This window comes from Streptomyces sp. NPDC029044 (genome assembly GCF_040637495.1).
Lineage (GTDB): Bacteria > Actinomycetota > Actinomycetes > Streptomycetales > Streptomycetaceae > Streptomyces.
Genome location: NZ_JBEZWN010000037.1, coordinates 19,307 through 32,454, shown reverse-complemented (window position 1 = coordinate 32,454; position 13,148 = coordinate 19,307). Strand labels below are relative to the sequence as shown.

Below are 13,148 nucleotides of genomic sequence, written 5' to 3'. Positions count from 1 at the left end.
GGGCACTTGTGACGGCACCGATCGAGACCACCGGATCGCAGGCCGAGGCCCAGCCGGAGGCCGTGCTGGCGGGTGCCAAGCCCCAGCACATCGAGGGACGGTCGCTCGGGCAAATCGCCTGGACCCGCTTCAAGCGCGACAAGGTGGCCGTGGTGGGTGGCATCGTTGTCGTGCTGCTCATCCTCGTGGCGGCGCTGTCACGTCCGATCCAGGCGCTGCTGGGCCTCGACCCGAACGCCTTCCACCAGGACCTCGTCGACCCGAACACCTCTCTGCCGAAGGGTGACTTCGGAGGGATGAGCTGGGACCATCCGCTGGGTGTGGAGCCGAAGTTCGGCCGGGACATCCTCGCCCGCATCCTGGAGGGCTCCTGGGTCTCGCTGGTCGTCGCCTTCGGCGCGACGCTGCTGTCCGTCGTCATCGGCACCGTTATGGGACTGGTCGCCGGCTACTACGGCGGACGGGTCGACACCGTCGTCAGCCGGCTCATGGACACCTTCCTCGCCTTCCCGCTCCTCCTCTTCGCCATCGCCATCTCCGCGACGCTCCAGGGCGGTGCCTTCGGCCTCGAAGGGCTGCCTCTGCACATCTCCGTGCTGATCTTCGTCATCGGCTTCTTCAACTGGCCGTACATGGGGCGCATCGTGCGCGGTCAGACCCTGGCCCTGCGTGAGCGGGAATTCGTCGACGCCTCCCGGGGGATGGGGGCCGGCGGCCCGTACATCCTCTTCAAGGAACTGCTCCCCAACCTCGTCGCGCCGATCGTCGTCTACTCGACGCTGCTCATCCCGACGAACATCCTCTTCGAAGCCTCGCTGAGCTTCCTGGGTGTGGGCATCCAGCCTCCGCAGGCGTCCTGGGGAGGAATGCTCAACCAAGCCGTCGACTTCTTCGAGGTCGACCCGCAGTACATGATCGTTCCCGGCCTCGCAATCTTCATCACGGTGCTGGCCTTCAACCTCCTCGGCGACGGCCTCAGGGACGCACTCGACCCCCGCAGCCGCTGACGTCCGCGGTCGCCACACCCGAGCGCGACCCGACGTCCCACCCAAGTGTCCACCTACGAAGGGGAATCCGACCATCATGCGAAGGTCAGCAATGGCCGCGATTGCGGTCGCCAGTAGCGCCGGCCTGCTTCTTGCGGGCTGCAGCAAGGCCGACGACGGCGCCGACACGCCCAAGGGCGCCGGTGCGAACGCCGCGACCAAGGGAGTGGTGAACGCCTCCACCCACAAGGGCGGAACGGTCACCTACGCGAGCGCCGACGCCCCCGAGTCCCTGGACCCGGGCAACATGTACTACGCGTACGGCTACAACTTCAGCCGCCTCTACGCGCGTCCCCTGATGACCTTCAAGCCCGGCCCCGGTGAGAAGGGCAACGAGCTCGTCCCGGACCTCGCCGAGAGCGCGGGCACGCCCAGCGACGGCGGCAAGACCTGGACGTACAAGATCCGTCAGGGCGTCAAGTTCGAGGACGGGACCGCGGTCACCTCCAAGGACGTCAAGTACGCCGTGGAGCGTTCGAACTTCGCGCGTGACGTGCTCTCGCTCGGCCCCAACTACTTCCAGAACCTGCTGGACAACCCGGACGACTACAAGGGCCCGTACAAGGACAAGAGCGAAAAGGGCATCTCGTCCATCGAGACCCCGGACGACAACACCATCGTCTTCCGCCTGAACAAGGCCTTCGCGGAGTTCGACTACCTCGTCAGCGCCCCGCAGACGGCCCCCGTGCCGCGGGCCAAGGACACGGGTGTCGACTACACCAAGAAGGTCGTCTCCTCCGGCTCGTACAAGTTCGAGAAGTACGAGGAGGGCAAGCAGGTCGTCCTGGTCCGCAACCCCGAGTGGGACGCCAAGACGGACCCGCTGCGCAAGCAGTACCCGGACAAGATCGTGGTGAACCTCAAGGTCAACAAGGCCACCATCGACAAGGACGTGATGTCCGGGGACACGATGATCGACATCCAGGGCACGGGTGTCGACGCGCAGACCCAGGCGCAGATCCTGAACGACAAGGCCCAGATGGCCAACACGGACAACGCGCTGGGCGGTCGCCTCATCTACACGGCGATCAACACCAAGCTGGCGCCGTTCGACAACGTCGAGTGCCGCAAGGCGGTCGAGTACGCGATCGACAAGACCGCCGTGCAGACCGCGATGGGCGGCCCGATCCGCGGTGACATCGCCACCACCGTCCTGCCCACCGACGTCACGGGCTACCAGAAGGCCGACCTGTACGCCACCAAGGGCAACAAGGGTGACGTCACCAAGGCCAAGGAGCACCTGAAGGCCTGCGGCAAGGAGGGCGGCTTCAAGACCTCCATCTCCGCCCGCACCGACCGGCAGGGCGAGGTCGACGCGGCCACCGCCATCGTCGGCGCGCTGAAGAAGGTCGGCATCGACGCGGACATCAAGCAGTACCCGTCCGGCAAGTACTTCTCCGACTACGCGGGCGTGCCCAAGTTCAACGAGAAGAACAACATCGGCCTGATGATGATGCAGTGGGGCGCCGACTGGCCCACCGGCTATGGCTTCCTTCAGCAGATCGCGCACGGCAAGGCCGTCAGCCAGTCCGGCAACACCAACCTGTCCGAGCTGGACGACCCGCAGATCAACAAGCTGCTGGACGAGGCGATCGGCAACACCGACGAGGCCGCCCGTACCAAGGCGTACACGGAGGTCGACCAGAAGATGATGGAGCAGGCCGCCATCGTGCCGCTGACCTACTTCAAGGTCCTGCTGTACCGCTCGCCGCACGCCACCAACCTGGTGTCGTCGTCCGCCTGGAGCGGCCAGTACGACTACCTCAACGTCGGCACCGCCGAGAAGTAGCCCCGGAAGGCAGGTGAAGGCATTGGCGCCCGCGGACCTCGTGCTCCGCGGGCGCCGGCGCCGGTCCTCGTGATCTCGTACATCATCCGCCGGACGATCGCGGCGCTCATCCTGCTGCTCGTCGTCACCGCGGTCACCTTCGGCATCTTCTTCATCCTGCCGAAGCTCGCCGGGCAGACCGCCGACCAGCTGGCACAGCAGTACATCGGCAAGAACCCCTCGCCGGAGGACATCGCGGCGGTCAAGGCGAACCTCGGTCTCGACCAGCCGGTCTACGTCCAGTACTGGGACTTCATCAAGGGGATCGTCTCCGGCGCCACATACGACCTCGGCCCCACCACCGTCCGCTGCGACGCACCCTGCTTCGGTTACTCCTTCAAGGACCACATCGAGGTATGGCCCCAGCTGACCGAACGGCTGCCGGTCACCCTCTCGCTGGCCATCGGCGCCGCCGTGCTGTGGCTGGTCGGCGGCATCACCGCCGGTGTCATCTCCGCTCTCAAGCCGGGCTCGTTCTTCGACCGCTCCGCCATGGGCGTGGCGCTGGCGGGCGTCTCCCTGCCCATGTTCTTCACCGGGCAGCTGGCGCTGCTGGTGTTCAGTTACCAGCTGGGTATCTTCGGCAGAACGTACGTCCCGTTCACCGAGAACCCGTCCCAGTGGGCCAACACCCTTTTCCTGCCGTGGTGTTCGCTGGCACTGCTCTACTCGGCCATCTACGCCCGCCTGACCCGCTCCGGCATGCTGGAAACCATGAGCGAGGACTTCATCCGCACCGCCCGGGCCAAGGGCCTGCGTGAGCGCAAGGTGGTCGTCCGGCACGGTCTGCGGGCCGCGTTGACGCCGCTGGTGACGGTCTTCGGCATGGACATCGGCCTGCTGCTCGGCGGTGCCGTCATCACCGAGACGGTGTTCTCCCTGCACGGCATCGGCGAGTACGCGGTTCAGGCGATCACTGCCAACGACCTGCCCCCGATCCTGGGGGTGACCCTGCTCGCGGCGTTCTTCGTCGTCTTCATGAACCTTGTGGTGGACCTGCTGTACGCCACGATCGACCCGCGGGTGAGGCTCTCGTGACCGAACTGTCCAAGACCGAGGCCGCCGTCGGCGAGCCCACGCCGGCAGGCGGGACTCCCCGGTCCTTCCTGGATGTGCGCGACCTCAGGGTGCACTTTCCCACCGACGACGGCCTGGTGAAGTCCGTCGACGGCCTCTCCTTCCAACTGGAGAAGGGCGAGACCCTCGGCATCGTGGGCGAATCCGGCTCCGGCAAGTCCGTGACCTCGTTGGCCGTCCTCGGTCTGCACCGCCTGGGCAACCGGGGCAAGAACGTGCAGGTGTCCGGGGAGATCTGGCTCGACGGCAAGGAGCTCGTCTCGGCGAGCCCCGACGAGGTGCGCAGGCTGCGCGGCCGCGAGATGGCGATGATCTTCCAGGACCCGCTGTCCGCGATGCATCCGTACTACACGGTCGGCAACCAGATCGTCGAGGCGTACCGCGTCCACAACAAGGTCGACAAGAAGACCGCCCGCAAGCGCGCGGTCGAACTGCTCGACCGGGTCGGCATTCCCGAGCCCGCCAAGCGCGTCGACAACTACCCGCACGAGTTCTCCGGCGGTATGCGCCAGCGTGCCATGATCGCCATGGCCCTGGTCAACAACCCGGAACTGCTGATCGCGGACGAGCCGACCACGGCCCTCGACGTCACCGTGCAGGCACAGATCCTGGACCTCATCCGGGACCTGCAGAAGGAGTTCGGCTCCGCGGTCATCATCATCACGCACGATCTCGGCGTGGTCGCCGAGATCGCGGACGACATCCTCGTGATGTACGGCGGGCGATGCGTGGAGCGCGGCCCCGTCGACAAGATCTTCTATGAGCCGCAACACCCCTACACCTGGGGTCTGCTCGGTTCCATGCCGCGCATCGACCGGGCGCAGGCAGACCGGCTCATCCCGGTCAAGGGCCAGCCGCCCAGCCTCATCAACGTTCCGTCGGGGTGCGCGTTCCACCCGCGCTGCCCGTACGCCGACGTCCCCAAGGGCGGGGTCACCCGCACCGAGCGCCCGGAGCTGCGCGAGGTCGGTGGCAGGCACCATGTCGCCTGTCACCTGTCGCAGGAGGACCGCAGCCGGATCTGGACCGAAGAGATTGCGCCGAAGCTGTGAGCGAGACTGAGACCCGGGCCGGGACGTCGGCCGCGCGGACCGAGAAGCCGGCCGCAGACGAGAAACCGCTGCTCAAGGTCGAGGGGCTGGTCAAGCACTTCCCCGTCAAGAAGGGCCTGCTGCAACGGCAGGTCGGGGCGGTCAAGGCCGTGGACGGCATCGACTTCGAGGTCCGCCGCGGCGAGACCCTCGGCGTCGTCGGCGAGTCCGGCTGCGGCAAGTCGACCATGGGCCGTCTCATCACCCGGCTGCTCGAACCCAGCGGCGGGAAGATCGAGTTCGACGGTACGGACATCACGCACCTCGGCACGAGCGGGATGCGCCCGTTGCGCCGCGACGTGCAGATGATCTTCCAGGACCCGTACGGCTCGCTGAATCCCCGGCACACCATCGGCACGATCGTCTCCGCGCCGTTCAGGCTCCAGGGCGTCGAGCCCGAAGGCGGGATCAAGAAGGAGGTCCAGCGCCTCCTGGAACTGGTGGGTCTGAGCCCGGAGCACTACAACCGCTATCCGCACGAGTTCTCCGGCGGTCAGCGCCAGCGCATCGGCATCGCCCGGGCGCTCGCGCTGAAGCCGCGTATGGTCGTGGCGGACGAGCCCGTGTCCGCGCTCGACGTGTCGATCCAGGCGCAGGTCGTGAACCTGATGGACGACCTTCAGGACGAGCTCGGCCTGACCTACGTGATCATTGCCCACGACCTCTCCGTCGTGCGCCACGTGTCCGACCGCGTCGCGGTGATGTACCTCGGCAAGATCGTCGAGCTCGCTGACCGGGACGCGCTCTACACGTCGCCCATGCACCCGTACACCAAGGCGCTGATGTCGGCGGTGCCGATCCCGGACCCCAAGCGACGTACAGCGAGGAGCGAGCGCATCCTGCTCCGCGGTGACGTGCCTTCACCGATCGCCCCGCCGAGCGGCTGCCGATTCCACACCCGGTGCTGGAAGGCGACGCAGATCTGCAAGACGACCGAGCCGCCGCTGGCGGAGCTGCGGCCCGGCCAGCGGGTGGCGTGCCACCACCCGGAGAACTTCGAGGACCAGCAGCCGCAGGACACGGTGCTGCTGTCCGTGGCAAAGGAGGCGGCGGCACTGGTCGCCGACGAGGCGCCGGCCGAGTCGGCGCAGACGTCGGCGGCAGCGGCGGCGCACAGGGAGCCGGAGGCCGCCGGGACAGAGGCGGAAACGCCCGTGAAGAAGGTGGCGGAGTCTGGCTCTGAGGAGCCCGAAGGCAGGTGACCCTGCAATGCCAGAGCGCCGCTGCCTTGAGAATCAAGGCAGCGGCGCTCTGGCAGGTAAAAATGTTCGGGTGCTCCAGCAACTCTTCAGCCCGTCCGTCCAGCACACGCTCGACCTGATCGGCATCTTCGTCTTCGCGATCTCCGGCGCCCTGCTGGCCGTGCGCAAGAACTTCGACGTGTTCGGCATGGCCGTCCTCGCCGAGGTCACCGCGCTGGGCGGCGGGCTCTTCCGGGACCTGGTCATCGGGGCCGTACCGCCCGCCGCCTTCACGGACCTGGGGTACTTCCTCACCCCGCTGCTCGCCACCCTCCTCGTCTTCTTCCTGCACCCCCAGGTGGAGCGCATCCAGGTCGCGGTGAACATCTTCGACGCGGCCGGCCTCGGCCTGTTCTGCGTCGCCGGCACGATCAAGGCGTACGAGTACGGGCTCGGCCTGACCGCCTCCGCCGGTCTGGGACTGACCACCGCCGTGGGCGGCGGTGTGCTGCGGGACGTGCTCGCCAACGAGGTCCCCTCACTGCTGCGCTGGGACCGCGACCTCTACGCCGTCCCGGCCATCGTCGGCTCCGCCCTGGTCGCCCTGTGCATTCAGTACGACGCCCTGAACCCGCTCACCAGCTCTCTCGCGGTGATCACCGCCTTCGTACTGCGCCTGCTCGCGATGCGGTACCACTGGCGAGCTCCGCGGGCGTGGCACCGGCGCTCGACGGTGAGCGAGGAGGAGCAGCCCGTCCTGCCGTGACGGGCCGGGCACCCATCTGCTGGGTCAGCCAGCGGAACACCGGGACCACCTGTGGCCGCCACAGCGCCATGTTGTGACCGCCCGCGCTCTTCGGGATGTACACCACGTGCACGGTCGTCGGCGCCTTCGCGGCCTGTTCCAGGGCCACGGCGGCCTCGTAGCCGTCGTGCGGCTGGCCGGACAGGTACAGCGCGACGCGCGGCGGGACGGGCGACCTGCGCAGCATCAGGTACGGGTTGTTCTCCGAGCGCAGGGCGGGGCTCTGCGCGGTGAGCGAGTCGCGTTCGCCGATCGGGTCGTTGTAACCGGACAGGCTCACGGCCGCCCGGTAGCGGCCGGGGTGGGCGATGGCGAGCCGGGCCGCGCAGTGCGCCCCGGCCGAGTAGCCGGCGACGGCCCAGCCCCGCGGGGCGGACTGGGCGCGGAAGTTGTCCATGACCATCCTCGGCACGTCGACACTGAGCCAGGTGTCGGCGTCGACCGTGCCCGGGATGTTGGCGCAGCCGGTGTCCACCCCGGCCAGCAGGTTGGTGCGGGGCGCGACGAGGATGAACGGCGCCACCCGGCCGTCGCGCATCAGCGGCTCCAGCTGCTCGTGCGCGTGCAGCGACCCGAACCACGCCTTCGCCGAACCGGGATAGCCGGGCAGCAGTTCCACGACCGGGAACCGGTAGTGCCGGTAGGCCGGTTCGCGGTACTGGGGCGGCAGCCAGACGTAGACCTCGGCGTTCACCCCCGACACCCGTCCCCTGAGCTGGGTCACCCGCACCCCGCCGGCCGCGCTCATCCCGGGGCCGGTGGCCGGCTTGAAGGTCTGCCGTACCTCGGGCAGCTTCGTGAGCGCGATGCCGCCGGTGCCGTCGGCGCCCAGATTCGCCGCCTGCTGCACGTGGTCGCCGGTGCCGAGCAGGTCGGCCCAGTTGTCGTACAGGTCGTTGGCGTTGTTGACCAGCGTGAAGACCAGGGCCACGGCCGTCCCCTGCGCGAACAGCAGCATCAGCGCCCGGGCCGCGGTGCGCAGGGCCCTGGGCCCGCGGATGCGCGACCAGAGGACCAGCGGAGTGACGACGGCGGCGACGGAGAGCACGACCAGCGTGCAGAGGAACGGTGTTCCGGTGAGGCTCATGCCCCTACAGAGGGCGGGGCCGGTGCGGGGGTTCACGGGCCGGTCGGACACTTACCGAGAAGTTGCCCCTGTCTCACCAAGGTATGACCCATGCCTGCCCGGTTCGCAAAGCTACCGCTTAGTAGCAACATCTTGTACTGTTCAGCCATGCCAGAAGCAGCCACCGCCCCGGCCGCCCGGGCCACGATCGGCGACAGCGAGTTCGACCGCGACACCGCGCTCACCCGCCGCGCGCCCGGCGTCTACGACATCGACCTCTCCGCCGGCTGGACGATCATCAGCGCCGTCAACGGCGGCTACTTGCTGGCCGTTCTGGGCCGCGCGCTGGCGGACGCCCTGCCGCACGCCGACCCCTTCACGATCTCGGCGCACTACCTGACCGCCTCGCAGCCCGGCCCGGCGGTCGTCCGCACGGACGTCGTCCGCACCGGCCGCACCCTGTCGACCGGCCAGGCCTCCCTCTTCCAGTACGACGACGAGGGCCGCGAGGTGGAACGCATCCGCGTGCTGGCCTCCTACGGCGACCTGGGCACCCTGCCCGACGACGTCCGCACGACGGCCCGGCCCCCCGCGATCCCGCCGATGGAGCACTGCTTCGGCCCGGAGGACGGACCCGCCCCCGTGGACGGCAGCTCGGCGATCACCGAGCGCCTGATGCTCAAGCTCGACCCCGCCACCCTCGGCTGGGCCCTCGGGCAGCCGTCCGGCAAGGGCGAGATGCGGGCCTGGTTCGGCCTGAAGGACGGTCGCGACCCCGACCCGCTCTCCCTGCTGCTGGCGGTCGACGCCCTGCCCCCGACCGCCTTCGAGCTCGGACTCAAGGGGTGGGTGCCGACCGTCGAGCTGACCGTGCACGTGCGCTGCCGTCCGGCGCCGGGTCCGCTGCGGGTCGCGATCACCACACGCAACCTCGCCGGCGGCTTCCTGGAGGAGGACGCCGAGGTGTGGGACAGCGCGGACCGGCTGGTCGCCCAGTCCCGGCAGCTGGCGCGGGTCCGGCTGGGCTGAACTTCGCCCCGCTGGCAGGCGGTTCACAGGCCGGTCCCCAGGGAAGCCGAGGCGGCGCTGTTCGAGTGCTCGCCTCAGGACTCCCCCGACCTCCCTGGAGCTGTCCCATGAAGCGTGTGCGTCTCCTTCCCGCCGTGACCCTGCCGGCGCTCTCGCCCCTGGCCCTGGTGGCCTGCGGCTCGGGCGGCTCCTCGTCGTCCTCGGACGGCGGCGGTGGCTCCGGGCGGGGGCAGGTCTGCCAGGCACCTTCGGGGGCGGCTTCGGGTGCTCCGGGCGGTGCTCCTTCGGGTGTCCCTTCGGGTGCTCCCTCGGGTGCTCCGAGCGGTGCTCCTTCCGGTGTGCCCTCGGAGGGCCCGTCGGGTGCTCCCTCCGCGGGTGCGAAGGTGACGGGTACGCCGTCCGCGGCTCCTTCGGGGATGCCCGGCGGTGCGCCGGGAGGCGGGCAGGGCGGCCCTGATGGTCCCGGTGGCGGGCAGGGAGGCGGCTGCGGCGCCCCGGGCGGCGGACAGGCCGCGGGTGGTCGGGCTCAGGGGTAGACGCAGGGCGGGGGCGGCGCGTCCGGCGAACGGGCGCGCCGCCCTCGTGCGTTGTACGAGGGGCTCAATCCAGCCAGTGCTGCCGGCCGAGGCCGATCAGTCGCATCTGGCGGGTCGCCAGCTGCGTGACGTGCCGGGTCCGGTCCGCGCGCTCCTCTTCCGGCCCCTCCAGGGCCTCCAGGAACAGCGACGCCGTGCTCAGCATCTGGTCGACGTAGAGGTGCGCGAGCATCAGCAGGTCGTCCTCGCTCCAGCCGTGCGACACCGGGTCCTTGGCCAGCTCGGCCTTGACCTCCTGGGCGAAGCGGGCCAGTTGGCCCCGTATCGCCTCCCGGACCGGCTGGACTCCGCCATGCCGCTCACGGGCGATGAACCGGACATGGGCGGGGTACCCGTCGACGTGACGGGCGATCAGGTCGATGGCGCGCGCGACGCGTTCCTCGGGATCGCCCGTCGTGGACACCGTCGTCCGGATCATCGGGTGCAGGCTGCCCAGCGCCTCCTCGACCAGGGCCACGCCCAGATCCGCCGTGGAGCGGAAGTGGCGGTAGAAGGCGGTTGGGGCGACGCCGACGGCGCGGGTGACCTCGCGCAGTCCCAGGCTGCTCAGGCTCTGCTCCTCCAGCAGCGCCAGGGCCGCGTCCAGGAGCGCCTGCCGGGTCTTCTGCTTCTGGGCCTGCCGGATGCCGAGGGTGTGACTCATACCATGCAGTTAACAACTGTTCTCTGGAATTGGAAAGTCATGAGAAGCGCTAGACTGGGAAGTCAGTGAACAACTGTAACCACAACCGTTCACCGAAACCCTGGGGGCTGTTTCCCATGCTGTTCATCGTCGCCGCGCTCCTGCTGCTGGGTGTCGTCCTGGGCACCGTGGCCCACGCGCCGCTCACCTTCTCCCTGGCCGCAGGCGCCGTCATCGCCGTCTGGCTCGGCATCTTCGCGCTCCGCGAGCGCGGTCGCCGCCGCCACACGCAGGCCCACTGACACCGACACCGTCCGCCACCCCTTCGATCCGTCTTCGGGAGTCGATCACCATGCAGCTCACCGCTCCGGCCTCGCGCCGCACCGGTTTCCGTGACACCGACGGCATGGCCGTCGCGTCCTTCATCCTCGGCCTGCTCGGTCTGCTCGTGCTCAACCTCTTCCTCGGCCCGATCGCCATCGTGCTGGCGAGCGTCGCCCTGTGGCGTGGCACCGAGCGCCGCGGCCGCGCACTGCTGGGTCTGGGCCTGGGCGTCGCCGACCTGCTGGTCCTCGCCGCCTTCATGGAGTTCGACAGCACCATCTCGTGGAGCTTCTGAGCCGCCGTCGGACAACCGTGAGCCGGTACGCCGCGGCCGGGCCCGGGGACGACGGGCCGTCGCAGCGCCGTAAGGCGGTCCACGTTCGGCCAGCCTTGCTCTGAGGCGCGTCGAAGGGGAGCCGTAGAATCGGGCTCACCATGGCTTACCTCGACCACGCCGCGACCACCCCGATGCTCCCGGAGGCGGCAGAGGCGCTCACCGCGCAGCTGGGTGCCACCGGCAACGCGTCCTCCCTCCACGCATCCGGCAGGCAGGCCCGCCGCACCGTCGAGGAGGCCCGCGAGACCCTCGCCGAAGCCCTCGGCGCCCGCCCCAGCGAGGTCGTCCTCACCTCGGGCGGCACGGAGGCCGACAATCTCGCCGTCAAGGGCCTCTACTGGTCACGCCGTGACGCCGACCCGGCCCGCACCCGCGTCCTCGCCAGCCCCGTCGAGCACCACGCGGTCCTCGACGCCGTGCACTGGCTCGGCGAACACGAGGGCGCCACCGTCGAGTACCTGCCCGTCGACTCCCACGGCCGCGTCCACCCGGACGCCCTGCGCGAGGCGATCGCCCGCAACCCCGACGACGTGGCCCTCGCCACCGTCATGTGGGCGAACAACGAGATCGGGACGATTCTGCCCGTCCGTGAACTCGCCGAGGTGGCAGCCGAGTTCGGAGTCCCGCTGCACTCCGACGCCGTCCAGGCCTTCGGTCAGATCCCCGTCGACTTCGCCGCCTCCGGCCTCGCCGCGATGACCGTCTCCGGCCACAAGATCGGCGGCCCCTACGGCATCGGCGCGCTGCTCCTCGGCCGTGAGCACACCCCCGTACCGGTCCTGCACGGCGGAGGTCAGGAACGCCATGTGCGCTCCGGAACGCTCGACGTCCCGGCCATCGCCTCCTTCGCCGTCGCCGGGCGGCTCGCCGCCGAGCAGCGCGAGTGGTTCGCCCGCGAGATCGGCGCCCTGCGCGACTCCCTCGTCAGCGCGGTCCGTTCCGCCGTGCCGGATGCGATCCTCGGCGGCGACCCGGACCCGGAGGGGCGCCTCCCCGCCAACGCGCACTTCACCTTCCCCGGCTGCGAGGGCGACTCCCTGCTGCTCCTCCTCGACGCCCAGGGCATCGAGTGCTCAACCGGCTCCGCCTGTACCGCGGGCGTCGCCCAGCCCAGTCATGTCCTCCTCGCCACCGGCACCGACCCCGACCTGGCCCGCGGCACCCTGCGCTTCTCCCTCGGCCACACCTCCACCGAGGCCGACGTCGAGGCCCTGGCGAAGGCCATCGGCCCGGCGGTGGAACGGGCCCGGGCGGCGGGGCTGACGTAGCGCCCGGCAGGGGAGGGGCGCCCGGTGTGTCGGCGCGTGCCCTGGTCTGCGGATTCCTGGTGATGCCGGCAGCCGCCTTCGCCCTGTCGTTCCCCCACCGGGCGTGGCCCGGTGCCGTGGGCCAGGGCCCGCCGGCCTCCGCGCTCGTCGCCTCCCCGTGCCGAGCGGTCAGGTCGGCGTCGTGCGCGCCCGGCGCACCAGGCGCATGTACTTGTCCCAGTCCCAGTGCGGGCCGGGGTCCGTGTGGTCCGTGCCCGGGACCTCCACGTGGCCGATGATGTGCTCGCGGTCGACGGGTATGTCGTAGCGGGCGCAGATCCGGGCCGTGAGACGGGCCGAGGCCTCGTACATCTCGTCCGTGAGGTCCTGCGGGCGGTCCACGAAGCCCTCGTGCTCGATGCCGACACTGCGTTCGTTGTAGTCGCGGTTGCCCGCGTGGTAGGCCACGTCCAGCTCGCGGATCATCTGCGTGACGTGCCCGTCCTGGCGGACGATGTAGTGCGTGGCCGCCTTGTGCCCCGGGTCCCGGAAGGCCTTCACCGCGCTGTCGAAGCTGCCCTGCGTGACATGGACGATCACCATGTCTATGCCGAAGTCGTCGGGGCGGTCCGCGCGCCGCCAGTTCGCGTCCGACGCCGCCACCCAGCGCGCGCCCGTGTAGTCGACCGCGCCCGCCTCGCGCGGCTTCTCGACACCCGGAGTGCGCCACCACAGCCGCGCCAGTTCGTCCCGGGCCAGCACGGCGGAGCCCGCCGCGGCCACCGTGCCACCGATCAGCAGCGCGCGGCGGCCGACCTTCCGGTCGCCGTCCCTCGAAGCCTTCCGCTGTCCCATGTGATCGTCAACGGATACCCGGCGGTCCTGGTTCCCGCGCCCCC

13 protein-coding genes are annotated in these 13,148 nt (G+C 69.8%); 10 read left to right on the top strand and 3 right to left on the bottom strand.

Going from position 1 to position 13,148, the window contains the following annotated elements:
• Nucleotides 1–8: 8 nt before the first annotated feature.
• The 6 genes from AB0E85_RS25925 to AB0E85_RS25900 all read left to right on the top strand — a co-directional run bounded on the left by AB0E85_RS25925 (nt 9) and on the right by AB0E85_RS25900 (nt 6,989).
• Nucleotides 9–1,007, top strand: a complete 999-nt coding sequence (locus AB0E85_RS25925) for an ABC transporter permease (protein WP_361931599.1) — start codon at nt 9–11, stop codon at nt 1,005–1,007.
• Between the two features lie 76 nt (nt 1,008–1,083).
• Nucleotides 1,084–2,835: an ABC transporter substrate-binding protein gene (locus tag AB0E85_RS25920; protein WP_361931596.1), complete on the top strand. Its 1,752-nt coding sequence runs from the start codon at nt 1,084–1,086 to the stop codon at nt 2,833–2,835.
• 69 nt (nt 2,836–2,904) lie between these two features.
• A complete protein-coding gene (locus AB0E85_RS25915) occupies nt 2,905–3,912 on the top strand; it encodes an ABC transporter permease (RefSeq protein ID WP_361931593.1) in 1,008 nt (335 codons plus the stop codon).
• Nucleotides 3,909–5,003 (top strand): ABC transporter ATP-binding protein, encoded by a 1,095-nt coding sequence (locus AB0E85_RS25910; protein WP_361931590.1) that lies wholly within the window; start codon nt 3,909–3,911, stop codon nt 5,001–5,003. The genes AB0E85_RS25915 and AB0E85_RS25910 overlap by 4 nt, the downstream gene beginning before the upstream one ends.
• Nucleotides 5,000–6,244 (top strand): dipeptide ABC transporter ATP-binding protein, encoded by a 1,245-nt coding sequence (locus AB0E85_RS25905; RefSeq protein WP_361931587.1) that lies wholly within the window; start codon nt 5,000–5,002, stop codon nt 6,242–6,244. Before AB0E85_RS25910 ends, AB0E85_RS25905 begins: the two co-directional genes overlap by 4 nt.
• Before the next feature lie 70 nt (nt 6,245–6,314).
• Nucleotides 6,315–6,989: a trimeric intracellular cation channel family protein gene (locus tag AB0E85_RS25900; RefSeq protein ID WP_361931584.1), complete on the top strand. Its 675-nt coding sequence runs from the start codon at nt 6,315–6,317 to the stop codon at nt 6,987–6,989.
• Here the strand turns inward: AB0E85_RS25900 and AB0E85_RS25895 are convergent.
• The gene (locus AB0E85_RS25895; RefSeq protein ID WP_361931581.1) at nt 6,880–8,115 is read right to left on the bottom strand and encodes an alpha/beta hydrolase-fold protein; all 1,236 of its coding nucleotides are present in this window, start codon (nt 8,113–8,115) and stop codon (nt 6,880–6,882) included. The two genes, AB0E85_RS25900 and AB0E85_RS25895, sit on opposite strands and share 110 nt — an antisense overlap.
• Before the next feature lie 147 nt (nt 8,116–8,262).
• On the opposite strand from AB0E85_RS25895, the gene AB0E85_RS25890 reads away from it, so the two are divergent.
• Complete coding sequence (locus tag AB0E85_RS25890; RefSeq protein ID WP_361931578.1) at nt 8,263–9,123, top strand: thioesterase family protein; 861 nt, start codon at nt 8,263–8,265, stop codon at nt 9,121–9,123.
• A gap of 600 nt (nt 9,124–9,723) precedes the next feature.
• Here the strand turns inward: AB0E85_RS25890 and AB0E85_RS25885 are convergent.
• Complete coding sequence (locus tag AB0E85_RS25885) at nt 9,724–10,362, bottom strand: TetR family transcriptional regulator (RefSeq protein WP_361931575.1); 639 nt, start codon at nt 10,360–10,362, stop codon at nt 9,724–9,726.
• Nucleotides 10,363–10,478: 116 nt separating this feature from the next.
• Here AB0E85_RS25885 and AB0E85_RS25880 point away from each other — a divergent pair, with 116 nt between their 5' ends.
• From AB0E85_RS25880 to AB0E85_RS25870, 3 genes are all read left to right on the top strand, one after another.
• Nucleotides 10,479–10,643, top strand: coding sequence for a hypothetical protein (locus AB0E85_RS25880; RefSeq protein ID WP_361931572.1), 165 nt, complete (start codon nt 10,479–10,481; stop codon nt 10,641–10,643).
• 50 nt (nt 10,644–10,693) lie between these two features.
• Nucleotides 10,694–10,960, top strand: coding sequence for a DUF4190 domain-containing protein (locus AB0E85_RS25875; protein ID WP_361931569.1), 267 nt, complete (start codon nt 10,694–10,696; stop codon nt 10,958–10,960).
• 140 nt (nt 10,961–11,100) lie between these two features.
• Nucleotides 11,101–12,270 carry a cysteine desulfurase family protein gene (locus AB0E85_RS25870; protein ID WP_361931566.1) on the top strand — a complete coding sequence of 390 codons (1,170 nt, stop codon included), beginning with the start codon at nt 11,101–11,103 and terminating at the stop codon, nt 12,268–12,270.
• 168 nt (nt 12,271–12,438) lie between these two features.
• Here AB0E85_RS25870 and AB0E85_RS25865 read toward each other — a convergent pair whose 3' ends face one another.
• The gene (locus AB0E85_RS25865; protein WP_361931564.1) at nt 12,439–13,104 is read right to left on the bottom strand and encodes a peptidoglycan recognition family protein; all 666 of its coding nucleotides are present in this window, start codon (nt 13,102–13,104) and stop codon (nt 12,439–12,441) included.
• Nucleotides 13,105–13,148 lie beyond the last annotated feature (44 nt).